The organism is Streptomyces sp. NPDC025638, assembly GCF_055558775.1.
This window is the reverse complement of sequence record NZ_JBVHLX010000009.1, coordinates 15,903-36,957: the sequence shown is the minus strand read 5'-3', so window position 1 is coordinate 36,957 and position 21,055 is coordinate 15,903. Positions and strand designations below refer to the sequence as shown.

The 21,055-nt window shown below is 72.6% G+C and carries 22 protein-coding genes and 1 pseudogene; 4 read left to right on the top strand and 19 right to left on the bottom strand.

From position 1 onward, the window contains the following. Nucleotides 1-9: 9 nt before the first annotated feature. From ACZ4EG_RS23300 to ACZ4EG_RS23260, 9 genes are read right to left on the bottom strand one after another with little or no spacing between them, the layout of a single operon-like run. Entirely contained in the window at nucleotides 10-630 is a 621-nt protein-coding gene (locus ACZ4EG_RS23300; RefSeq protein WP_467791916.1) for a V-type ATP synthase subunit D, read from the bottom strand. After that, a complete protein-coding gene (locus ACZ4EG_RS23295) occupies nucleotides 627-2,021 on the bottom strand; it encodes a V-type ATP synthase subunit B (RefSeq protein WP_467791915.1) in 1,395 nt (464 codons plus the stop codon). The genes ACZ4EG_RS23300 and ACZ4EG_RS23295 overlap by 4 nt, the downstream gene beginning before the upstream one ends. Then, a complete protein-coding gene (locus tag ACZ4EG_RS23290) occupies nucleotides 2,018-3,805 on the bottom strand; it encodes a V-type ATP synthase subunit A (protein ID WP_467791914.1) in 1,788 nt (595 codons plus the stop codon). Before ACZ4EG_RS23290 ends, ACZ4EG_RS23295 begins: the two co-directional genes overlap by 4 nt. After that, nucleotides 3,802-4,311: a hypothetical protein gene (locus tag ACZ4EG_RS23285; protein WP_467791913.1), complete on the bottom strand. Its 510-nt coding sequence runs from the start codon at nucleotides 4,309-4,311 to the stop codon at nucleotides 3,802-3,804. Before ACZ4EG_RS23285 ends, ACZ4EG_RS23290 begins: the two co-directional genes overlap by 4 nt. Continuing rightward, a complete protein-coding gene (locus ACZ4EG_RS23280) occupies nucleotides 4,308-4,541 on the bottom strand; it encodes a V-type ATP synthase subunit F (RefSeq protein ID WP_453549273.1) in 234 nt (77 codons plus the stop codon). The genes ACZ4EG_RS23285 and ACZ4EG_RS23280 overlap by 4 nt, the downstream gene beginning before the upstream one ends. Continuing rightward, entirely contained in the window at nucleotides 4,538-4,951 is a 414-nt protein-coding gene (locus ACZ4EG_RS23275) for an ATP synthase subunit C (protein ID WP_467791912.1), read from the bottom strand. Before ACZ4EG_RS23275 ends, ACZ4EG_RS23280 begins: the two co-directional genes overlap by 4 nt. Then, complete coding sequence (locus ACZ4EG_RS23270) at nucleotides 4,936-6,387, bottom strand: V-type ATPase 116kDa subunit family protein (RefSeq protein WP_467791911.1); 1,452 nt, start codon at nucleotides 6,385-6,387, stop codon at nucleotides 4,936-4,938. The genes ACZ4EG_RS23275 and ACZ4EG_RS23270 overlap by 16 nt, the downstream gene beginning before the upstream one ends. Further along, a complete protein-coding gene (locus ACZ4EG_RS23265) occupies nucleotides 6,374-7,303 on the bottom strand; it encodes a hypothetical protein (RefSeq protein WP_467791910.1) in 930 nt (309 codons plus the stop codon). Before ACZ4EG_RS23265 ends, ACZ4EG_RS23270 begins: the two co-directional genes overlap by 14 nt. After that, a complete protein-coding gene (locus ACZ4EG_RS23260) occupies nucleotides 7,300-7,737 on the bottom strand; it encodes a hypothetical protein (RefSeq protein WP_467791909.1) in 438 nt (145 codons plus the stop codon). The genes ACZ4EG_RS23265 and ACZ4EG_RS23260 overlap by 4 nt, the downstream gene beginning before the upstream one ends. A gap of 167 nt (nucleotides 7,738-7,904) precedes the next feature. Here ACZ4EG_RS23260 and ACZ4EG_RS23255 point away from each other — a divergent pair, with 167 nt between their 5' ends. Then, nucleotides 7,905-8,777, top strand: coding sequence for a CBS domain-containing protein (locus ACZ4EG_RS23255; protein ID WP_467791908.1), 873 nt, complete (start codon nucleotides 7,905-7,907; stop codon nucleotides 8,775-8,777). A 105-nt stretch (nucleotides 8,778-8,882) separates the two neighbouring features. On the opposite strand, the gene ACZ4EG_RS23250 is transcribed toward ACZ4EG_RS23255, so the two are convergent. The 8 genes from ACZ4EG_RS23250 to ACZ4EG_RS23215 all read right to left on the bottom strand — a co-directional run bounded on the left by ACZ4EG_RS23250 (nucleotide 8,883) and on the right by ACZ4EG_RS23215 (nucleotide 15,418). Next, on the bottom strand, nucleotides 8,883-9,539 hold the full coding sequence (locus ACZ4EG_RS23250) for a CBS domain-containing protein (protein WP_467791907.1): 657 nt from the start codon (nucleotides 9,537-9,539) through the stop codon (nucleotides 8,883-8,885). A gap of 40 nt (nucleotides 9,540-9,579) precedes the next feature. After that, the gene (locus ACZ4EG_RS23245; protein WP_453549287.1) at nucleotides 9,580-9,828 is read right to left on the bottom strand and encodes a ferredoxin; all 249 of its coding nucleotides are present in this window, start codon (nucleotides 9,826-9,828) and stop codon (nucleotides 9,580-9,582) included. Next, complete coding sequence (locus tag ACZ4EG_RS23240; RefSeq protein WP_467791906.1) at nucleotides 9,825-11,171, bottom strand: NADH-ubiquinone oxidoreductase-F iron-sulfur binding region domain-containing protein; 1,347 nt, start codon at nucleotides 11,169-11,171, stop codon at nucleotides 9,825-9,827. Before ACZ4EG_RS23240 ends, ACZ4EG_RS23245 begins: the two co-directional genes overlap by 4 nt. Continuing rightward, complete coding sequence (locus ACZ4EG_RS23235; RefSeq protein ID WP_467791905.1) at nucleotides 11,168-11,854, bottom strand: ferric reductase-like transmembrane domain-containing protein; 687 nt, start codon at nucleotides 11,852-11,854, stop codon at nucleotides 11,168-11,170. Before ACZ4EG_RS23235 ends, ACZ4EG_RS23240 begins: the two co-directional genes overlap by 4 nt. Beyond that, complete coding sequence (locus ACZ4EG_RS23230) at nucleotides 11,851-12,840, bottom strand: FAD:protein FMN transferase (protein WP_467791904.1); 990 nt, start codon at nucleotides 12,838-12,840, stop codon at nucleotides 11,851-11,853. The genes ACZ4EG_RS23235 and ACZ4EG_RS23230 overlap by 4 nt, the downstream gene beginning before the upstream one ends. Next, nucleotides 12,837-13,235, bottom strand: a complete 399-nt coding sequence (locus ACZ4EG_RS23225) for a hypothetical protein (protein WP_467791903.1) — start codon at nucleotides 13,233-13,235, stop codon at nucleotides 12,837-12,839. Before ACZ4EG_RS23225 ends, ACZ4EG_RS23230 begins: the two co-directional genes overlap by 4 nt. Before the next feature lie 81 nt (nucleotides 13,236-13,316). Beyond that, nucleotides 13,317-14,717, bottom strand: a complete 1,401-nt coding sequence (locus ACZ4EG_RS23220) for a sensor histidine kinase (RefSeq protein WP_467791902.1) — start codon at nucleotides 14,715-14,717, stop codon at nucleotides 13,317-13,319. Beyond that, the gene (locus tag ACZ4EG_RS23215) at nucleotides 14,714-15,418 is read right to left on the bottom strand and encodes a response regulator transcription factor (protein WP_467791901.1); all 705 of its coding nucleotides are present in this window, start codon (nucleotides 15,416-15,418) and stop codon (nucleotides 14,714-14,716) included. Before ACZ4EG_RS23215 ends, ACZ4EG_RS23220 begins: the two co-directional genes overlap by 4 nt. A 323-nt stretch (nucleotides 15,419-15,741) precedes the next feature. On the opposite strand from ACZ4EG_RS23215, the gene ctaD reads away from it, so the two are divergent. Next, nucleotides 15,742-17,475, top strand: a complete 1,734-nt coding sequence (gene ctaD, locus ACZ4EG_RS23210; protein WP_467791900.1) for an aa3-type cytochrome oxidase subunit I — start codon at nucleotides 15,742-15,744, stop codon at nucleotides 17,473-17,475. Beyond that, nucleotides 17,472-17,822, top strand: coding sequence for a hypothetical protein (locus ACZ4EG_RS23205; protein WP_363297652.1), 351 nt, complete (start codon nucleotides 17,472-17,474; stop codon nucleotides 17,820-17,822). The genes ctaD and ACZ4EG_RS23205 overlap by 4 nt, the downstream gene beginning before the upstream one ends. A gap of 75 nt (nucleotides 17,823-17,897) precedes the next feature. On the opposite strand, the gene ACZ4EG_RS23200 is transcribed toward ACZ4EG_RS23205, so the two are convergent. Next, the gene (locus ACZ4EG_RS23200; RefSeq protein ID WP_390707800.1) at nucleotides 17,898-18,191 is read right to left on the bottom strand and encodes a hypothetical protein; all 294 of its coding nucleotides are present in this window, start codon (nucleotides 18,189-18,191) and stop codon (nucleotides 17,898-17,900) included. Between the two features lie 425 nt (nucleotides 18,192-18,616). After that, nucleotides 18,617-19,548 (bottom strand): annotated as a pseudogene (locus ACZ4EG_RS23195) (acyl-ACP desaturase). Nucleotides 19,549-19,924: 376 nt separating this feature from the next. Here ACZ4EG_RS23195 and tal point away from each other — a divergent pair. After that, nucleotides 19,925-21,049, top strand: a complete 1,125-nt coding sequence (gene tal, locus ACZ4EG_RS23190) for a transaldolase (protein ID WP_467791899.1) — start codon at nucleotides 19,925-19,927, stop codon at nucleotides 21,047-21,049. Nucleotides 21,050-21,055: the final 6 nt, after the last annotated feature.

Below are 21,055 nucleotides of genomic sequence, written 5' to 3'. Positions count from 1 at the left end.
GCGCCGCTCTCACCGGGCCCCGTGGGAAGCGGCCCAGCGGCGTCGTACCGCTTCCTCGTGTTCGGTCTCCTCCAACGCCAGCTCCAGGGAGGCCAGTTCGCGCTGCAGCCGGGGGATCCAGTGCCGGCGCAGGGCGCGAACCCGCTGCCGGGTCCGTCCGGCTTCGGCGGCGAGCAACTCGGCGGCCGCCTGGTGAGCGGCGTACTCCGCGACGGCGCGGACCGCGGCACGGTAGGCCGTCTCGGCGTGCGCGAGCGCGGTGTTGGACGGTGTGGGCTCCGTCGGGGAGCGGACGGGCGCTGTCCAGGTCACGCCTGCGGGATGGGGTACGCCCATCAGCGCGGCCCACTCGACGCCGACGCGGGCCCGGTCCGCGGGCACCGCCTGGGCCAGCGCCTGTTCGCCACCGAGCAGCACCCCGCGCACCAGCCAGGCATCGGCGTCGGCCAGTTCGTCCCGCCATGCCGAGCCCGCGTCCTCGGCCGCCCGCCGTTGCGCGCGCTCCCGGTCCAGCAACAGCCGGAGTTTGCGTTCCAGCAGGTCGGCTCCGCGCAGCGCGGTGGTGAGGTTGCGCCGAAGCCGCAGCCGCCCGGCCCGTCCCGGTGGTACTCGACGCCCGTGCGTGCTCACGCCGGCTCCCTGTCCTGCGGCGGGGCGTGGGCGTCGAGCAGGTTGGCCGGGATCATGCCGAGCTGGCCGCGCGGCAGGGTGAGCAGCACTTCCCAGGCCCGGTCCAGGGACTGTTCCAACGACCGGTTCTCGTCCGTTCCCTGGGCGAGGAACCGGTTCCGGAAGGCGTCCTCCAGGTCGAGGTGGCGCAGGTCGGTCGGGCTGAGTGCCGACCGTCCGATCAGGTCGGCGAGTTCCCGCACCTGCCGGGACCGGGCCAGCGCGGCGATCAACTGTGCGGCGACGGCCGGATGGTCCGCGCGGGTACGGCCCGGTCCGGCTCCCTTGCGCATGAGGCGCGACAGCGAGGCCAGCGGGTCGACGGGCGGATATGTGCCGGCCGCGTGCACCTCGGCGGACAGCACGATCTGGCCCTCCGTGATGTACCCGGTGAGGTCCGGAACGGGGTGGGTGATGTCGCCCGCAGGCATGGTGAGCACCGGCAGCACGGTCACCGACCCCGGACGGCCCTTGATCTTCCCGCAGCGTTCGTAAAGGGACGCGAGGTCGCTGTAGAGGTAGCCCGGGTACGCCCGGCGGGCCGGGATCTCGCCCCGTGCGGCGGACACCTCGCGCAGCGCCTCGGCATAGGCCGTCATGTCCGTCATCACCACCAGGACGTGACGGCCCTCGGCGAACGCCAGGTGTTCGGCGACGGTCAGCGCGAGACGGGGGGTGAGCAACCGTTCGATCACCGGGTCGTCGGCCGTGTTGACGAGGAGGGCCAGTTCCCGTGCGGCGGAGCGGGCGGCCAGCCCGTCACGGACGAACGCCGCGTCGGCGTGCGTGAGTCCCATGCCGGCGAACACGACGGCGAACGCCTCGCCGCCGCACGTCGCCTGAGCCGCGATCTGCACCGCCAGCTCCAGATGCGGCAGCCCGGCCGCCGAGAACACCGGCAATTTCTGGCCCCGCACCAGCGTGGTGAGGACGTCCACGGCGCCGACGCCGGTCAGGACCGGCTCGTCCGGCGTTTCCCGCCGAGCCGGGTTGATCGGCGCGCCGCCCACCGCCGCGTACGACCCGCCCAGCACCGGCGGCCCGCCGTCTGCGGGTTCGCCCCGCCCGTTGCACACCCGCCCCAGCCATCCGTTGCCGACCGGGATCCGCAGCGGCGTACCCGAGAACGCGACGCGGGTGCCGGTCCGGTTCATGCCCGCCGTGTCCTCCAGGACCTGCACCACCGCAAGATCCCGGTCCACCTCCAGGACCAGCCCGTGCCGTCGTTCACCGGAGCCGAGGACGATCGTGGCGAACTCGTCCCAGCCGACGTCGCTCACGCCTTCGACGACCACGAGCGGGCCACGCAGTTCCCGTATGCCCGTGTACTCGACGTCGGCGAGGCCGCTCATGCCGCCTCCTTGAGCCGGGCCAGCACGGCGTCCCGGGCCGCCGCCACGGGAGCGGTCTCCCCTGGGCTTGCCTCTTCGCGCGCTCGGAGCAGCGGGGTGAAGTCGACCGCCTCGACGGCGTCCGCCTGGGCGCCGCTGTCCACCAGTTCCAGACAGCGGTCGATCACTGTCAGCACGGCCTCCACGAGGGCCGCGGTCTTCTCGGGGGCGCTGTAGGCATCGGCCGGGGACAGGGCGTTCTGCTGGATCAGGGCCTCGCGCAGCAACCGTCCCGCGAGCACGCTGACCCGCTCCCGGGACGGCAGGGCCGTGATACCGACCAGCTCGACGAGGTCGGCCAGCCTGTCTGCCTCGGCGAGCAGCAGTGCCACCCGTCTCCGCCGCCCGGCCCACTCGGGGTCACCGGCCCGGGCGTGCGCGGTGGCCAGCGCGGCGGCGTCCCGCGAAAAGGACTCCGCCCAGGAAACGGCCGGATAGTGCCGTGCGTAGGCGAGATCGCGGTCCAGGCTCCACAGGCACCGTACGAAGCGTTCGGTGTGCGCGGTCACCGGCTCCGTGCGGTCGCCGCCCGGCGGGGACACGGCGCCGATCACCGTGACGGAGCCGGTCGCGCCGCCGAGGGTGCGCACCGCGGCGGCCCGCTCGTAGAAGGCGGCCAGCTGCGAGGCGAGACCCGCCGGATAGCCCTCCTCGGCGGGGAGTTCACCCATGCGGGAGGCGAACTCGCGCAGCGCCTCGGCCCAGCGGGAGGTCGAGTCGGCGATCAATACGACGTCCAGGCCCATGTCGCGGAAGTACTCCGCGACCGTCGCCCCCGTGTGCACGCTCGCCTCGCGGGCCATCATCGGCATGTTGGAGGTGTTCGCGATCGTCACGGTCCGATCCGCCAGGCTCCCACCGGTACGCGGATCGGTCAGCTCGGTCAGCTCTTCGATGACGTCCGCCATCTCGTTGCCGCGCTCGCCGCAGCCGACGTAGACGATCACGTCGGCATCGCACCACTTGGCGATCTGCTGCAACAGCATGGTCTTGCCGGTGCCGAAACCGCCCGGCACCGCGACCGTGCTGCCGCGGGCCACCGGGAAGAGCAGATCGACGGCCCGCTGCCCGGTGTTCAGCGGGAGGTCCGCCGGCAACCGCTCCGCGACCGGCCGCGCCCTTCGCACCGGCCAGGACTGCGCCATCCGCACCTCGTGACCGTCCACCACGGCGAGCACGGCGTCCGCGGAGTGCTCGCCCGCCGCCGCGATCCGGGTCACCTCGCCCGATTGGCCCGGAGGCACCAGCAGCCGCAGCGGCACGCTCGCCCCGATCTCCCCGAGGACGTCCCCGGCGGTGACCCGCGCTCCGTCGGCCACGTGCGGTGCGAACGCCCAATTGCGCAGTTCCGGTGGTGCCGTCGGCTCGCTTGCCATGAGAAGGTCACCGGCACCGACCAGGGGGCGCAGGAGGCCGTCGTACACGCCGCCGAGCAGATCCGGGGCCAGGCGCACCGACAGCGGGTGGCCCTGGGGCTCCGCGGGATGCCCGGGGGCCAGTCCACCCGTGTACTCGTACGCCTGGACGGTGGCCGTCTCGCCGTGAATGGCGACCACCTCGCCCGGCAGCCGGGCGGCACCGAGCACGACCAGGTCGTGCATGGCGACCGAAGCGGGGCAGACGATCTCCACCAAGGGGCCGGCGACCCGGAGGATCCGCGGACGGGAGGTGTCGTTCCCCCGGAGCGGTGCCGGACCGGCGTGCGCGGCCCGCGAGCCTTCCCCCGGGCCGCTGGGCGGGGTCACGGCGGCCTCCACAGCAATTCGGCCTGCGCGCCCAGCCGTTCCAGGGCACGCTCGGCGAGAGCGTCCGCCGACAGATCGACCCGCCGGCCCACCACCTCGGCCGTCACTCCACCCCCTGCGGCAGCGGTGACCCGCGCCTGCGATCCGAGCAGCGCCCGCGCCGCAGCGGCGAGTCGAGCCCGCGGTACGGCACCCTCCGCCAGTGCTCCGCGCACGCCCTCGCGGATCGCGGCCCCGAGTTCGCCGTAGACCTCGGAACGAGCCGCGAGTTCCGTCGCCCAGGCGTCCTGCACCGCTCGCACACGTTCCCGGGCCGCTCCGGCGGCGCCGTCGGCCTCGCCCTGGTACTGGGCCCGCGCGAGCACCTCGTCAGCAGTGCTGTGTGCTGCGCGCAGGGTTTCCTCCGCGTCGGCCCGCGCTCGTTCCCGTACCGCGTCGGCCGAGGCCCGTGCCGCCCGCAGCAACTCGGTGCGCACAGGAGCCAGCGCGTCAACGGACGTGGTCATCGGGGCATCACCACGGTCAGCGGCCGTGAGGGGGCGGGCGCCATCGCCTCAGCCCCCAGCGCTTCGGCGGCCTCGGACGTGAGGATCACTAGGCCGACTGTGCCCGGGAGCGTCTGCCAGGTGCGGCGGACGGCGTCCGGATCCTCCGCGACCAGCACGTCCACTCCGGCCAGGGCCAGACCGCAGATGCTGGTGCGTGCGCCGATGGCGGCCACGGTGCCCATCGTCATGCCTTTCCGATCAGCAGGATCGCGACCACCAGTCCGTAGACGGCGATGCCCTCCGCAAGACCGACGATCACCATTGCCCGGCCGAAGATTTCCGGTCGCTCGCTCAGCGCGGCCAGAGCCGCCGCTCCTGTGTAGGCGACCGCGATCGCGGCCCCGATCGACGCCCCGGCCACCGCGACGGCCGCGGCGATCAGCGCCGTCCCGTTGACTGCGCCGGAGTCCGCGGCCTGGGCCGACGCCTGTGCAGGGTGCACGAGCGCGGTGGCCAGAACGACACCGGCGCTGCCCAACAGGGCGAGGTTCGTGACCAGCAGCCAGCGGAAGGCGTGTCCGGCCCGGCGCCGCCGCAGCAGCCCTACGACGCCGAATACCGCGGCCAGGACCGGCAGGACGATCAGCCAGGTGAGCATGGGATCACCTTCGTAGAACTGTCGGCAGGTTCCGCCGGGGGAACGTGCCATGGACGGAACGGGCGGCCCTCCGCCTCGAAGAGCCGGGAGAAGAGTTCGTAGAACTCCAGCCGCAGGGCCTGCACACCGGCCACCAGTGCCTCCAGACCGAACGAGAGGGCCGTGCCCGCGGCGAACAGCAGCGCCGCCCCCGCGATTCCGGCCGCACCGTGCCCGGCCAGGCTCGTGGTGCCGCGCCACACCAGGTCGGCGAGCGCGGCGTGCGTGAGGCCGAAGGCCGCGAGCCGGGCGAAGGACAGGGTGTTGGTGCCCGTACGCACGACAACGTCGAACAGCCGTACAACCGTTTCGGCGCATCCGGCGCCGCCGCCCGCTGTGGCCCGGAACAGCCCGAGGGCCACCAGTGCCAGCCCGATGACAGCGAGCGTGGCCCCGGTGACGGCTGCGACCGGCCGGTGCAGGAGCAGACCTGTCGCGGCCAGTGCCAGCCCCAGGTAGAACAGCAGGCCGGCGCAGCCGGACGTCGCGTACAACGCCGTGGCCCAGCCGCTCTCGCGCACGCGGTTGACCGCGCCGGCGGCATGCGCGACGGCAAGCAGTCCCGCGCCGAAGACCACGGCGGCTGCCAGCAAGCGGGCAGGACTGTCCAAGGGACTCAGCCACAGCACCGGCAGCAGCCCGGTCGGACCGAAGAACTCCCCGTAAGCGGTGCCTGCGAGCATGGCGGCGACTCCGGCACCCGCGAGGAACGGCCAAAGACGGCTGAACCGGGCGAGCCGACGGGGCCGCCCGAGGCGCAGCGCGAGCGCGCCGAACAGCAGCAGCGCTCCATGCCCCACGTCACCGAACATGATCCCGAACATCGCGAAATAGGCCAGGCCTGCCGGCCACGAGGGGTCGAGATCCGCGTAGGCCGGCGTCCCGTACGTCGTCACCAGCGGCGTGAACGACACGGGCCTGCCCGGTCGAAGCAGCGTCGGCGGATCGGTGCCGCGAGGGGACGGCAGCGGTACCAGTGCGCCGCCCGCGGCAGCCAGCCGGCCCGCCACCCGGGGCACCTGGCCGGCCGGGCACCATCCGGCCAGCGCGGCCACCTCCCCACGTCGTACCGCGCCTTCGGCGCGCTCCTCCAACTGGGCTTCGCCGGCCAGCAATTCGACGCTGCGCCGCGCTTCGAGGAGGTCGAGGTCGGGCATGTCGGCGGCCAGGACGGCCGAGACGGCCGAGACGGCTCCCTCGGGCCCGGTCGTCGTGGCACGCCCCCGCAGCCGCTGAAGCCGGGCCGCCGCCGCTCCCGGAGCCGCTTCCTCGGCGCGGTCCAGTTCGACGCATCCCGCCTCGGCGATCCGCACCAACGCGTCCCGCAGGGCCGCCTGCGGCACGATCACCGCCACACGGCGCATCCGGACCGGCGTCAGCGCGTCAGGCCAGGGCATCGAACACCTCCCCGGGCCGTCCGCCACGCGCCGCCGATTCCAGCGCCGCCCGCACCCGCCACGCGTCCACGGACAGCACCGCGACCGCGCCCACGACCACGCCCGGCCCGTGCCGGGCGTCGCGCAGCAGCACCGCGCCGTCGTTGTGCACTCTCCGCCACCAGCCTGCCTCGGCCCGCCACAGCCCGCCCGGCTCCGCCACGTCCGCCACGACCCAGCGGGTCGCCGCGGGGAGGCCCTCGCGGAACTCCTGGTAGGTGGCTGCGGACGGCGCCCGTGCCCCGAGCAGCCGCGCCGCGTCACGCCGCACGGTCGTCGACAGAGTGCGCCGGTGCACGAACAGTTCGCGGGCGATCAGCAGGGCGGCGCGCCCCTCGGCCCACGTGCGCGCCTGCGGTACGACGACGGCGGTGCGCCGAGCGGCGGCCATCCGCATTCCGGTGACCAGCGCCCAGGGCGTGTCGCCGCCCGGATCGCCCCACGGCGAGGTGGCGAGCGTGGCCCGCAGCTCCGCGGGTGTCCCGGCACGCTCCAGACTCCGCCAGGCCGTCTCGAGCGCCCCGAGCCGGTACGGCCCCGCAGTCTCCGTACGGCGACCGTCCTGGGCGAGCAGCCGGGAGGCCACGTTGGCGATCTCAAACCCCGCGGCGAGCGGAACGAGGAGGCGAGCACCGCCCCGGGGCAGCCAGCCGGCCAGTACTCGCAGATGCCACAGCAAGGTGGCGGTCACCGCCCGCTGGGCCTCGGGCAGACCGACCGCTGTCCGCACATACCTCGAATACGGTGTCGCCGCCAAGCACCGCAGGGCGTCGTCGAGCGTGGCACAGGCCGCGATCTCCCGTGCCCCGTCGGCGCCCGGGTACCGGTTGGCGAGGGCCTTGGCCCGCACCGCCCCGGCCACCCAGCCGGCGCTCATGACGCTTCGCCCGGCCCGACTGCCAGGCGCACTGCGTCGGCCACCGCACGCTCCACCAGATCCGGCATGCGCTCTCCGGCCCGCTCCCGGACCGCCGAGGCGGCGGCGTCTCCGGCGGCGCGAAGGGCGTCTGCCTCCCGCCGAGCCTCCCGGAGGACGGGTTCCGCGGCTTGCCGGCGCAGCTCGGGGGCACGCTCACGGGCGGCCGCCACGAGGCGCTCCGCCTCCCGCGCGGCGTCGTGTCGGATGACATCGGCCGCCTCGTCCGCGGCGGCCCGGATGGCTGCCGCCTCCTGCTGTACGTCCGTCAGCTGTGCGAGGGCGGGTTCCAGTTCCGCCGTCCGCTCCGCCGTACGGTCGGCGGGCACGCCGGTGGCGGACGCTCCCGGCGTCCCCACCGGACGGAACCGTTCCAGGAAGTCCCGCAGGGTCATCGGCGGCCTCCTGCCGGTCGGCTGCTCTTTCAGTCTCACCGTTCCGCTCCCGCTCCGCACCGGATAGGACCGCCGCGATGCTCCACCAGGGCCGTTCGGCCCTTGGCGACGACGGCCAGAGCGGAAGACTGGGACGGTAGGCGACTCGACGGACTCCGGAGGCCACCGTGAACCACCACGAGAACTTCTCCGCGGGGACCGAGGCCCGGCAGGGCCTGCCCTCCCGACCCTGGAGCCCCCGCGAGCCGGATCGGCAGGACATACTGATCCGCTACCTGGGAGCCGTGGCCACGGCTGCGGCCGAACACGCACGCGCCGAAGAGCAGGCCCCGGCACGCGGCACTGCCCAGGCGGCGTCGGCGGCCGCCGCACCCGCGCAAGAACCCTCGCCACCCGAACCCCGCGTCCCCCTGGTGCGGGACCTGATGGACGTGCCCGCCGCCTCCCTGCGCGACGACCTGCCGTACCGGGACATCGCCCGCCTGCTGGCGCGCGAGCAGGTCGGCGCCCTCCCGGTCGTGGACGCCGAGGACCACGTCGTCGGTGTCGTCTCGGAGTCCGATCTGCTGGCGAAAGTGGCCTTCGAGGCTTCCGGCCACCGGCCCGGACGCGTCGGAAGGCTGCGTGAACGACGCATGCACAGCAAGGCTCGCGGTGAGACGGCCGCCGACCTGATGACAAGCCCCGCGATCACGGTGCTCCCGGGCGCGAGCGTCGCCGAGGCCGCCTGGCTGGCCGCACTGTCCCGGCTCAAGCGGCTACCCGTCACCGATGGCGCGGGCCGCCTGGTCGGGGTCGTGCGCCGCAACGCGCTGCTCCAAGCCCTCATCAGGGATGACGCAGCGATACAGGCGGAGGTCGAGGCCAGAATCGAGGCCTGTTGCGCGCCGGGAGACCGCGCCGCGCTGGAGGTGGCCGTGCATGACGGCATCGTGGAACTGACGGGACGGATGCCGTCGGCCACCACGGCTCGGCTGGTGGCGGAGGTGGAGAACATCGCCGACGTCGTGGAGGTGAAGAACCTACTCACCACCACCTGACCCCGGACATGCCGGAAGGCTCCGGCAGACCGGGACGGCGTCGCCGGCCGAGGCGCGTACGTCGAGCGCGGTGGCGTGCGGCCCAGGCCCACCGGCCCGCACCGTCTACCGGACATCGGCTCCCCGGGTGAGGTCGAACTCCACGTCCACCACTCCCTCGACCGCCCGCACGAGACGCGCGGCCACGGGGACCAGGGCGGTGTCGCGGACCGTGCCCGCCAGTGTGACGACTCCGTCGTCCACGTCCACCCGCAGGGCCGATGACGTCAGCGGGAAGAGGTGCGACACGATGTCACGCCGGATCTCCTCGGCGATGTCCTGGTCGTCGCGCAGGAAGACCTGGAGCAGGTCGACACGGCTGACCACACCCACCAGCAGACCGGATTCATCGACCACGGGCAGCCGCTTGACCTTCTCGCGGGCCATGATCCGCGCGGCCTCGGCCAAGGTGGCGCTCGCCCGGACGGTGATCGCGGGCGAGGACATGAGGTCGCCTGCGGTGAGCGCACCTGCCTTCGCCACGTCGGCGGGGCGGCGCAGCAGTGCGTAGCCCTCCTCGGGGCTGTCGCGGAGTTCCTCCGTGGGCAGCAGGTCGGCCTCGGACACCACGCCGACGACCCGTCCCTCGCCTTCGAGCACGGGCAGCGCGCTGACCCCCCAGTCCTGCATCATCTCCACGATCACCTTGAACGAGGCCGACCGGCCGACGGAGGCGACCGTTTGGGTCATGACATCGCTGACGATGCGCGGAGTGCCGAACATGCTGACCCCCTGGGGTTCTCGGCGGGCGGTCCTGCTGCTTTCAGCGTGTGCCGGTTCGGGAGGGGCGGCAAAAGGGGCCGCTCGCACCGGCGTCGAGGTGGAGGGCCAGCAGGGGGCAGGCCGCGGCGGCCCGGCGGGCGTGGCTGCGCAGGTCGTCGGGGACGGACCGGTCCTTGATGATGGGGTAGCCCCATTCGTCGAGATCGATCAGCTCGGGGAGCAGTTCGCCGCACATGCCCTGCCCGGTGCAGGCGATGCGGTCGACGCGCAGGGTCTTGGCCGGGGTCATCGCCAGGTCTCCGGAGCTATGGCGGGCGGTACGGGGATGAGGGGCGACCGGTGGCCGGCGGCGGGGCAGGTGCCATGGGTGAGGTGTCGGTCGACGTCGTCGGCGAAGGCGCGCAAGGCGGAGGCGGCGAGGCGGGCGGCGCCGTCGGGGTGGCGACAGGCGCCACGGTCCGGCAGCAGACCGGTCCTCCGGTACAGCCGGGACAGCAGGTCGGGGTCGGCCCGTCCGGCGGCCAGCGCCGCGAAGTCCTCGGCGACGGCGGGCAGACCTAGGCGGCAGGGGCCGCACTGGCGGGCACCGTGGGCGGCCAGGTAGGCGAGGATCCGAGCCGTCTCGGTCAGCCCGCAGGCCGAGTGGGGAAGGACGGCGAGCACGCCCGCCCCGGGTGCGGCGCCCAGCGGTGCCAGGTCGCGCCGGGTGAGGGGGGTGTGCGTGTGTTCCGCCGGGAGCCAGGTGCCGGCGAAGCCCCCGAGCAGGACCGCCCGCAGGGATTCCGTGGGACCGCCGGCGCGGTCAAGGATCGCGGCGAGGGGGGTGCCGAGCGCGACCTCCAGGACGCCCCCGTCGGCGACGGCACCGGAGACGGTGACGAGTGTGGTGCCTGGTTCGTCCGGGGTTCCCGCCTGCCGGAACCAGCCGGGGCCGTGGCGGGCTATGAGGGCGAGGTGGGCGAGGGTCTCGACGTTGTGGACGAGGGTGGGACGGCGGGCGACGCCGCGTTCGTGGGTGCGTGGCGGACTGCCCTGCGGGCGGGCAGGGCCCCCGTTGAGCCAGCGCACCAGCGAGGTCGACTCACTGGAGACGTAGGCGTGCGGAAGGCCGTGCACGTGAAGCTGCACCGGGTCGAGACGGGCGCGCCGTCGTTCGTCCAGGGCCGCGCTCAGCTGCCGGTACTGGGCGGTGCGGGTGCGCGGCAGGCAGACGTGAACGGTGTCGGCGCCGACCGCGATCGCGGCCAGGACGGCGCCGTCGAGGACGAGGTGGGGCCCGACGGCCAGCAGGAACTGGTCCTTGCGGCTGGCGGGTTCGCTCTCCATGGCATTGACGACGACCACCGTCCGGCCACCGCGTTCCGCCACGGCCCGCAGCTTGCGCGCGGTGGGGAACCCAGCGCCGCCGCGCCCGCTGAGCCCGGCCGCCTCGACGGCCTCCACCAGGGACATCGACGTACGGCTGCCGCGAGCCGTGGCGACGGGCGCCGGTCCGTGGCGTCGGAGGTGATCGGCGAGGGTGGCCGGCGCCCCGGTGGCGCACCAGCCTGACAGCAGCCGCGCTGCGGCGGGGTCGTCCGGCTGGGGCGCGCGGTGCTGGGGCGCGAGGTGGGCCGCGGCCGAGGAGTTCATTGTCCGCCTCCGAGCAGGATCGTTGCCGCGGCGGCACGCTGGGCCCAGCCCGGCTGCAGCGGCCCCGCAGCGAGGAACGCGGCCAGCACCACGGGTACGGCCGTCGCGGCCACAGCGGCCACCGAGCGCCCGATGACCCGCCCCGGACCGGCCTTCGCCAGTCGCCACCACACGGCTCCGACCACCGAGGTGAGGCAGGCGGCATAGAGCCACAGCTGGAGGGGGAGCCGGGTGTCGGTGCCGGTCCCGACGCTGTGGAAGAGGGCGAGCGGCCAGGCGGCGTAGGCCAGCCAGTGCACCGCCTTCCAGCGGCGCACCCCCAGCCGCAGCCGCAGCGCGCTGGTGACCAGCACCGCGACCAGCAGGTCGAGCGCAGCCGTGCCCAGCCCGAGCCACAGCGGCCGGTAGGACGCCCCGAACGGCACCACGGACACCGCCCAGCTCAGGTGCACGAACGGGTCGAGGACCGCGGTCGCCACGTGGACGGCGAGGAACACCAGGGTGAGCAGGGACAGGTTGCGGTGCAGCAGCCCGACCTCGAAGCGGCCGATTCGGCGGGGCGCGGTCCGTCCGCCGGAGGTGATGCCGAGCCCCACGGTGGCGGTGAGCAGGATCAGGGTGAGGGTGCCGCCTGCGCGGCTGGCGTACCACAGGGGGCTGCCGGTCAGGGCCAGTGTCGTCATCGCGTGCCCCCGGGAGCCGTGCCCAGGGAGCCCGCGGGGGCGGGAGCGTGGGAGTCGGGCGGCCAGCCGCCAAGGCGTACGACAGTGCCGTCGAGGCCGGTCAGCCGGGCAGGCAGGGCAGTGCCGCGTAGCCAGCCCAGGGCCCGGTCGCCGAGCACGATCGCCGCCGTGCTGACGGCATCGGCGTCCACGCAGGTCGCGGCCGCGACGGTGACCGTGCGCCACACGGGTACGGCGGGCTCTCCCGTGGCCGGGTCGACGATGTGGTGCAGGACCCGTCCGCCGCGCCGCCAGACGCGTACCCGGATGCCCGAGGTCGCCAGCGCCCCGCCGGTCACCGCCACGGCGGCACCGCCTTCCGGGGCGGGCCGGGCGTGGTCGTCGGCGAGGGCGATCCGCCAGCCGCCCTCGGGCCCCGGCCCGGCTGTCGCCAGGTCGCCGCCGAGGCTGACCAGGACCCCGCAGCCGGTCACTGCGGCGGCCTGCCGGGCGGCACGGTCGGCGGCCAGGGCCTTGGCGGTGGCGCCCAGGTCGAGACGGGTGCCCGGGGGCAGGCGCAGCCGACGGGTACGCGGGTCGAAGGCGATCCGCCGCCAGCCGGGCGCCGGTCGGGCCACGGGCACCGGGCGGGCGTCCTCCGGCGAGAGGGAGGCAAAGGTGCGGTCGTAGCCGAGCGCGATCACCGCGCTGCCCACGGTCGGGTCCACGGCGCCGTCGGTGAGACGGGCGGCACGCAGCGCGGCCTGCAGGACCTCGGCGAAGTATTCGCTGACCGTCGTCGGGACACCCGCGCTCACATTCACACGCGTGAGCTCGGAGTCGGGCCGGAAGCGGCTGCAGATGCGGTCGACGACGGCCAGCTCGGCGCGCAGCTCCGCTTCGGCGGCGGGCAGGGCGACCGAGTCGGTGACCAGCAGGGCGGCCGTTGTGCCGAGGGCCGGAAAGACGACCTGACAGGGCGCGGGGGCCGGGGTGTGCGTGGTCATGACGCCCCCGTCGTGGTCTGCGGTTGCTGCTGGGTCGCGGCGGGCGGCTGGGCCGGGGGCTGTGGAGCCGGCTGCGTAACCGGAGCCGCGCCCTCGTCGTCGTCATCCTCGTCGTTCTCGTGACCGCTCGGCTCCTCGCGCCCCTCGTCGTCCTTCCCCGCCGTGGCGGCAGTCGACGCCGCGGGGTTCTGCAGCGGTGCGTTCGCCGGCGCGGGGGCGGCCGAACCGCCCGGCAGCAGATGTGTGTAGAAGCCGCCCAGGGCCGCCGCGCCGGCCGCGGCCGTGACCGCGATCCACAGCGTGGTGCGGCGGCTGCGGCGCAGACCGCGGTCGCGCGCGTGCGAGGCGAAGGCGGGGGCGGGTGTCGGGGGGAAGTCGTCGGGCGAGGGTGCCATGGCAGCGCTCCTGGAGAATCGCGGCGGCCCGGATCGGCTGCGTGCACCTCCAGGCTGTGCTCACGACTCCCAGGAACTCGCTCACGTCTTCTTCAGAACCGGTAAAGATCTCGACGCCCCGCTCGGCTCCTGCGCACCCTCCGGCCACAGGGGCAGTTCCAGTACGACGGTCAGCCCGCCACCGGGTGTGTCCTCCAGCCGTGTCGTACCGCCGTTGACGGTGACCAGCCGGTGCACGATGGCCAGCCCCAGGCCCGTGCCACGGGCCTCGGGGTTGCCGAACCGGCGGAAGGCGACAACCTTCGCCTCGTCCGTCATCCCGGGACCGTCGTCCCGCACGATCACCCGGGCCGTGTCCCCCGTCCTGCGCCGGTCGACAATGATGCCGCCGCCCTCGGGCACGGCATCCACGGCGTTGGCGATCAGGTTGTCCAGGATCTGCTCCAGATGACCGGCGCCCAGTGCGGCGGTCGGTGCCGGCGCCTCGGAAACGGCGGTCAGCCGGACGCCTCGTTCCTCGGCGACGGGTGACCAGGCGGCCACCCGCTCGGCCACCACCTCGCCGACCCGCACCGCGGTCGGACGCGGCGTCGCCTGCTCGGCTCGCGCGACCGCCAGCAGCCCGTCGACCATCCGGGACAGCCGTGCGATCTCCTCCTGCGCGGCGGCCAGCTCCACAGCCGTGTCACCCTCGGCACCGGCGGCCAGCACATCGAGCCGCAGCCGCAGCGCGGCCAGCGGGGTGCGCAGCTGATGGGAAACATCCGCGATCACCGCCCGGTGGCCGTGCACCAGAGCCTCCGTGCGGGCCGCCATGGTGTTGAAGGTGGCAGCCAGCCGGCGCACCTCCGGCGGACCGGGCCCCACGTCGGCCCGCTCGTCGAGGACGCCCTCACCGAGTCTCCGGGCGCTGGCATCCAGCGTCGACAACGGACGGCTGACCCAACGGGCCAGGCGCACGGACAGCAGAGCGGACGCGGCCATCCCGGCGGCACCGATCACGGCGGACCAGCCCCAGATCGCCGCGATCCGGGCGTCCAGCGGGCCGGCGGAGCGGGCCAGAACGACCGCTCCGGCCGGCCTGTGCACCTCACCGGCCGGTTCCGCGGCCAGCAGCCGTCCCTCGTTCTCCGGCGGCTCCGGTTCATGCCCGGCCAGCACCTTCTCGACCAGCTCCTCCGCTTCCTCGCCCTGGGCCGCCCCGCAGGGCGTACTGGCCACCACGCGCCCGGCAGCGTCGTACACCGCGGCGCAGTCGCCCGCCCGGGCCGCGGCATCCAGCTCCTGACGCATGATGGTCGGCGGCTTGTTGTCGGAGAGGTGCTCCTCGGCCGCCGCGGCGATCACGCGCGTGGCCGCCCGCTGGCTGTCGCGGTAGGCGACGCGCTCACGCGCCGTCATCGACACCGCCAGCGGTACGACCGCCAGCACGAGCAGCACGGACGTCAGAACCAGCAGCGTCCAGGTGATCCGACGAGTCACGACAGCTCCCGCGACTCCTCGGCCGCCCCGAGCCGGAACCCCTGCCCGTAGACCGTCTCGATCAGCCCCGGCACGCCGAGCTTGCGGCGCAGCGCCGCCACATGCACGTCCAGCACCTTCGTCGGCCCGTACCAGTGGGCGTCCCACGCCCGCTCCAGGATCTGCTGCCGGGTCACCACCCGTCCCGGGTCCGCGGCCAGACACTCCAGAATGCTGAACTCCTTCGGCGTCAGCGCCACCACGCGTCCGCCGACCGAGACCTGCCGGGTGCGCAGGTCCAGCGCGAGCGGCCCGTGCCGCAGGGTCTCCGGCTCCGCCGGGCGCCGACGGCGCAGCACGGCCCGGATCCGCGCCAGCAGCTCGGCCAGCCCGAACGGCTTGACCAAGTAGTCGTCGGCGCCCTCGTCCAGGGCCACCACCCGATCCGCCTCCTCACCCCGCGCGGTCACCGCGATGATCGCGGCGTCCGACCGGGCCCGCAGACGCCGGCACACCTCGACGCCGTCGATGTCCGGCAGCCCCAGATCCAGCAGGACGACGTCGGGGGTGGGTGCCGACAGCGCTGCCCGCCCGGTCCGGACGCCCTCGGCTCCGTATCCGGCCTGCCGCAGACCGCGCACCAAGGACTCCGCGATGCCGCGGTCGTCCTCCACGACCAGCACCCGCGTCTCCTCGGCATCGCCCCTGGTCTGGGCGTTCATACGCGCCGCCCGCCTCTCGGTTGAGGGTGTCCACTGCGCCGACTCTCCCAGGCTGCGTCAGCGCCCCGCGCCGACGGTATGGGCCAACCGTCCCCCGTCGACGCGAACGGCACCGACGCCTCGTGGTCGGTATCGCCTCATCACCCCGCCGGTACGCGATGCCACGTGCGCCGAAAGGATGAGTTCCAGTGGTGGCTGATGGCGAAGGGCAGCGAGCCTGATTGATACCGGCGCGAGTGTCAGTACCGTCGCGCCGGAACGACGCCGCTCTCTCGGCTGCGTTGTCGGTCACTGCTTTTCGGAAACTCGGAGACGAACAGACTGTGAGTATCTCCAACGGATCTCAGGGCGCCGCCGCTGCAACAGCGGAGGAGGTGTACGAGAACGAATTGCCGCTACGGCGCAGCCAGCCGGGCAGCGTGGCCGTGAAGTGGTTGACCACCACGGACCACAAGACGATCGGAACGCTGTATCTGATCACGTCGTTCGCGTTCTTCTGCGTCGGCGGCGTCCTGGCGTTGTTCATGCGTGCCGAGCTGGCTCGTCCGGGCCTGCAGATCCTTTCGAACGAGCAGTTCAACCAGGCTTTCACGATGCACGGCCTGATCATGCTGCTGATGTTCGCGACGCCGCTGTTCGCCGGCTTCACGAACTGGATCATGCCGCTGCAGATCGGTGCACCCGACGTGGCGTTCCCGCGGCTGAACATGTTCGCCTACTGGATGTACCTCCTCGGGTCGCTCATCGCGGCCGCCAGCTTCCTCACCCCGCAGGGTGCCCCCGACTTCGGCTGGTTCATGTACGCACCCCTGTCGGACGCGATCCACTCGCCGGGCATCGGCGCCGACATGGGCATCATGGGACTGGCGTTCTCCGGCTTCGGCACCATCCTCGGCTCCGTCAACTTCATCACCACGATCATCTGCATGCGCGCCCCGGGTCTGACCATGTTCCGCATGCCGATCTTCTGCTGGAATGTGCTGCTGACGGCAGTGCTGGTCCTGCTGGTCTTCCCGGTCCTCGCGGCCGCTCTCTTCGCCCTCGAATGCGACCGGAAGTTCGGATCGCACATCTTCGACCCGGCCAACGGAGGCGCCCTGTTGTGGCAGCACCTCTTCTGGTTCTTCGGCCATCCAGAGGTGTACATCATCGCGCTGCCGTTCTTCGGCATCATTTCTGAGATCATCCCGGTCTTCTCCCGCAAGCCGATGTTCGGCTACATGGGCCTGATCGCCGCGACCATTGCCATCGCCGGTCTGTCCGCGACCGTGTGGGCCCACCACATGTACGTCACCGGCGGTGTGCTGCTCCCGTTCTTCTCCTTCATGACCTTCCTGATCGCGGTACCGACCGGTGTGAAGTTCTTCAACTGGATCGGCACGATGTGGAAGGGAAGCCTGTCCTTCGAAACGCCCATGCTCTGGACGACCGGCTTCCTGGTCACTTTCCTCTTCGGTGGGCTGACCGGTGTCATCCTGGCCTCACCGCCGATGGACTTCCACGTCTCGGACTCGTACTTCGTGGTGGCGCACTTCCACTACGTGATCTTCGGCACGGTGGTCTTCGCGATGTTCGCGGGATTCCACTTCTGGTGGCCGAAGTTCACCGGCAAGATGCTGGACGAGCGGCTCGGCAAGATGACCTTCTGGACGCTGTTCGTCGGCTTCCACGGCACCTTCCTGGTCCAGCACTGGCTGGGTGTCGAGGGCATGCCGCGCCGCTACGCCGACTACCTGGCGTCGGACGGGTTCACCGCCCTGAACACGATCTCGTCGATCAGCTCGTTCCTGCTCGGCCTGTCGCTCCTGCCGTTCTTCTACAACGTCTGGAAGACGTCCAAGTACGGCAAGCCGGTTGGCGTCGACGACCCCTGGGGCTACGGCCGTTCCCTCGAGTGGGCGACGTCCTGCCCGCCGCCGCGGCACAACTTCGTCACCATGCCGCGGATCCGCAGTGAATCCCCGGCGTTCGACCTGCACCACCCCAACATCGCGATGCAGGAGGCGGAGTGGTACAAGGGTCCCGGCGGGACCACAGAGGTGAGGGACCTGCCGTGAGCGCCGAGATGGCGGCGGACGACGATGCGGTCCAGGCCGGCATCGCGAGGGTGGAGGGTTACCTGCTGTGGCAGGGCGAGGTCGAGCGAGCCCGCACGGAAGCAGAATCCTTTGCTGATGAACTGGATTGGCTGACAACCGCGCAGAGGGAAGTCGTGGTCGACCTCTTCACCCGTCGCCAGCTCGACCTTTCCCGGGCAGCCATCACCCGCACGGCTCAACGCGCACTGCAGCTCCGCCAGGAGTACCAGCATCGCTATGACTGCCTCAGACGCCGGGGCTTCGCTACCGCCCTGGCCCTGCAAGCGGCCACTGTTTCCGTCGCTTCGCTGCTGCTGATGCGCTGAACCGGCTCACCGAAGCGGGGTCATGATGGGTCGGTCCGCGCGGTGCCCCGGAGCGGGGGAGGCACCGGCGGACCGTCAGCAGATCCTCTTCACGCAGACACCGCACGCCCCGGCGCCCGTGCACCCCGCAAGTGCCGCATCGGGCACGAGGCCCGGTTCATCGCAAGCCCGCAGTCCGCCCGGACCTGCCGCGCGGAGAATCCTGCCCCTGGCCGGACGCCGGTGCCAGTACCAGGCCATGTTGGAGGTGAGCCCGGTCAGCAGGATCCAGACGATGGCCACTGCCCACGCGCCCCGGGCAAAGGACAGTGCGGCGGCGGTCGCGGACAGTACGGAGACGACGGCGGCGTAGAACGCGAGACGGGGCATCTGGCGGCTCCTCTTCACGGGGCGGGTACGGGCACACCCACCGCTCACCCACCCGTGGCAGCGCGACCACGGCGGTACGGCGGAGGCCGGGAAACACGCAACTATCGCATCACGGTGCAGCCGCCGTCCGGCCCTGGCGTACAGGGCCGAACGGCCCCTGTACGCCCCGCCGTGCTTGGTGGTTGGCTGACTCAGCGGCCGGATGCGTCGGCCTCTGCGGCTCCTCGTTCCCCCGTCCGGGATGGAGACTGACCGACGCATTCGGTACGCACCACGGGCCGCTTCGGCGCCTCGCATGCGGGGGCGGCCGCACCCTCGCCCGCCTTTGCCGAACGTGCGGGTCCGCCGCACTGCGCGCGGTGCCGGCCCGCCCACCTGCTGCCCGACGGAACCGCGACGACCGTGGCCTCGACATCGCGGTCGGTTCAGCCCTTCTTCGCGGCGCGGCGGGCGAGGACGGCCGCCCGCCGTTCGTCGAACCGGGTGGCCTGGGCGTCCAACTCGGCCAGATGGACTCCGAGTTCCTCCTGTGCCTTGAGTCCGTCGGGGCCCAGGCCGCCGCGCTCCATCACCTTCAGGTGGCGCAGCACCGGCAGCAGTACGTCGTCGTGATGGACGCGGAGGTTGTAGACGCCGCCGAGCGCGATCTCGACCGCGGCGCGCTCGAAGCCGGGCATGCCGTGGCCGGGCATGTGGAAGCCGCACACCACCTCGTTGATCGCCTGCATGGCCTGGTCCGGGGCCAGTTCGAGGGCGGCGCCGAGCAGGTTGCGGTAGAAGACCATGTGCAGGTTCTCGTCGTTGGCGACCTGCGCCAGCATCCGGTCGCAGACCGGGTCGCCGGAGGACCGGCCGGTGTTGCGGTGGGAGATCCGGGTGGCCAGTTCCTGGAAGGCGACGTAGGCCACCGTGTGCAGCGGGGAGTGGCGGTTGTCGGAGACGAACCCGCCGCACATGTGGGTCATCCGCGCACGTTCCAGCGCCACCGGGTCCACCGCGCGCGAGGCGAGCAGATAGTCGCGCAGCACCATGGAGTGGCGGGCCTCCTCGGCCGTCCACCGGTGCACCCAGGTGCCCCACGCGCCGTCCCGGCCGAACAGGGTGGCGATCTCGTGGTGGTAGCTGGGCAGGTTGTCCTCCGTCAGCAGGTTGACACGAGCGACACCCGGCCCACCTCGGTCAGCGGCGACTGCTCCGGCGACCACGGCTGCCCGTCCAGTGGCCCGTCGAAGTCCCGGCCCCGGCTCCAGGGAACGTACTCATGCGGCATCCACTCCCGGAAGACCCGCAGATGGCGGTTGAGCTCCCGCTCGACCACCTCCTCCAGGTCCTTCAGCAGCTCGGCATCGGATCGCATCGGGCGGGTGGTGCGCACAGGGCTTCCAACTTTCGGTCACGTCGTCCAAACCTACGGTTCCGTAGGTGACGCCACCGTAGGTTCGCCCGCCCGGGCCACGCCTGGGGCCGAAAGGCCCTTTCCTGGGCCGTACCCCGCGACCGGGCCGAACCCCTTGTCGGTCCTGCTCGACGGGTGGGTGCCTGTCCCTGCCGCGTTGTACTGGGCGGATTCGGCGAGGTTTGACCCGCTCCGCTGGTGGCCACCCGCACCGGTGGATGAGGGACCGGGCCGGAGCCGACGTGCCCCCCCGGCATGCGGTGGGCCGCTTGATCGCTGACCATGGATCTGAGCCGGAACCCCCTGCTCAGGGTCATGCGCTCCCTGGGAGGACATCATGAGCGATGCTCTTGCCCGGCTCTGCGAGGCCGGGGTGTCGATCTGGCTGGACGATCTGAGCCGCCGACGACTGGTGGACGGCAGCCTCTCCCGGCTCGTGCGCGACCGGCATGTCGTCGGGGTGACGACCAACCCGACGATCTTCGCGCACGCCATCGAGGGCAGCGACTCCTACGACGACCAGATCACCGACCTCGCACTGCGCCGTGTCGGCATGGAGGAGGCGCTGCGGGCACTCACCACCTTCGACGTCCGCTGGGCGTGCGACGTGCTGCGGACCGTGCACGAGGCATCCGGTGGTGTGGACGGGCGGGTGTCGATCGAAGTGGACCCACGGCTGGCGCACGACACGGCGCGCACGGTCGCCGAAGCGCGGGCGCTGTGGTGGCTGGTGGACCGGCCGAACCTGTTCGTGAAGATCCCCGCCGCCCGGCAGGGCCTGAAAGCGATCAGCGCCTGCCTGGCCGAGGGCATCAGCATCAACGTCACCCTGCTGTTCTCACTCGACCGCTACGACCAGGTGGTGGAGGCGTTCCTGACCGGAATGGAGGGCGCCCGGGACGCCGGACGCGACCTGGCCGGCATCGCGTCCGTGGCCTCCTTCTTCGTCTCCCGGGTGGACACCGAGATCGACCACAGGCTGGACCAGGTGAGCGGTGAGAAGGCCGCCGCACTGCGCGGCCGGGCCGCGATCGCCAACGCCAGGATCGCCTACGAACACTACGAGCGGTTCTTCACCTCCGAGCGGTGGCTGCGACTGGAGGGGGCAGGTGCCCGGAGGCAGCGACTGCTGTGGGCGTCCACGAGCGTGAAGGACCCGACCTACGACGACACGCGGTACGTGACGGACCTGATCGCCCCGGACGTGGTCAACACCATGCCGGAGGCGACGCTGAACGCCGTCGCCGACCACGGCACCGTCCCGGCACGCAGCATCGGCGACACATACGGCGAGGCACACACCGTGCTCGACGAACTCGCCGGTGTCGGTGTCGACTACGCCGACGTCGTGCGGGTGCTGGAGGAAGAGGGCGTGGCGAAGTTCGACAAGAGCTGGGAAGAGCTGGCCGGGAAACTCACGGCCGCCCTGAACGAGCCGGTCAGCGAGCGCACGGAGAGGTAGGCAGGC

What these genes read in the sequence shown, in the direction of transcription:
- ACZ4EG_RS23295 (WP_467791915.1), bottom strand. Translation starts at nt 2,021, where the DNA reads ATGAGCGGCCTCGCCGACGTCGAGTACACGGGCATACGGGAACTGCGT.
- ACZ4EG_RS23285 (WP_467791913.1), bottom strand. Translation starts at nt 4,311, where the DNA reads ATGACCACGTCCGTTGACGCGCTGGCTCCTGTGCGCACCGAGTTGCTG.
- ACZ4EG_RS23280 (WP_453549273.1), bottom strand. Translation starts at nt 4,541, where the DNA reads ATGACGATGGGCACCGTGGCCGCCATCGGCGCACGCACCAGCATCTGC.
- ACZ4EG_RS23275 (WP_467791912.1), bottom strand. Translation starts at nt 4,951, where the DNA reads ATGCTCACCTGGCTGATCGTCCTGCCGGTCCTGGCCGCGGTATTCGGC.
- ACZ4EG_RS23270 (WP_467791911.1), bottom strand. Translation starts at nt 6,387, where the DNA reads ATGCCCTGGCCTGACGCGCTGACGCCGGTCCGGATGCGCCGTGTGGCG.
- ACZ4EG_RS23265 (WP_467791910.1), bottom strand. Translation starts at nt 7,303, where the DNA reads ATGAGCGCCGGCTGGGTGGCCGGGGCGGTGCGGGCCAAGGCCCTCGCC.
- ACZ4EG_RS23260 (WP_467791909.1), bottom strand. Translation starts at nt 7,737, where the DNA reads ATGACCCTGCGGGACTTCCTGGAACGGTTCCGTCCGGTGGGGACGCCG.
- ACZ4EG_RS23250 (WP_467791907.1), bottom strand. Translation starts at nt 9,539, where the DNA reads ATGTTCGGCACTCCGCGCATCGTCAGCGATGTCATGACCCAAACGGTC.
- ACZ4EG_RS23245 (WP_453549287.1), bottom strand. Translation starts at nt 9,828, where the DNA reads ATGACCCCGGCCAAGACCCTGCGCGTCGACCGCATCGCCTGCACCGGG.
- ACZ4EG_RS23240 (WP_467791906.1), bottom strand. Translation starts at nt 11,171, where the DNA reads ATGAACTCCTCGGCCGCGGCCCACCTCGCGCCCCAGCACCGCGCGCCC.
- ACZ4EG_RS23235 (WP_467791905.1), bottom strand. Translation starts at nt 11,854, where the DNA reads ATGACGACACTGGCCCTGACCGGCAGCCCCCTGTGGTACGCCAGCCGC.
- ACZ4EG_RS23230 (WP_467791904.1), bottom strand. Translation starts at nt 12,840, where the DNA reads ATGACCACGCACACCCCGGCCCCCGCGCCCTGTCAGGTCGTCTTTCCG.
- ACZ4EG_RS23225 (WP_467791903.1), bottom strand. Translation starts at nt 13,235, where the DNA reads ATGGCACCCTCGCCCGACGACTTCCCCCCGACACCCGCCCCCGCCTTC.
- ACZ4EG_RS23215 (WP_467791901.1), bottom strand. Translation starts at nt 15,418, where the DNA reads ATGAACGCCCAGACCAGGGGCGATGCCGAGGAGACGCGGGTGCTGGTC.
- ACZ4EG_RS23200 (WP_390707800.1), bottom strand. Translation starts at nt 18,191, where the DNA reads ATGCCCCGTCTCGCGTTCTACGCCGCCGTCGTCTCCGTACTGTCCGCG.
- tal (WP_467791899.1), top strand. Translation starts at nt 19,925, where the DNA reads ATGAGCGATGCTCTTGCCCGGCTCTGCGAGGCCGGGGTGTCGATCTGG.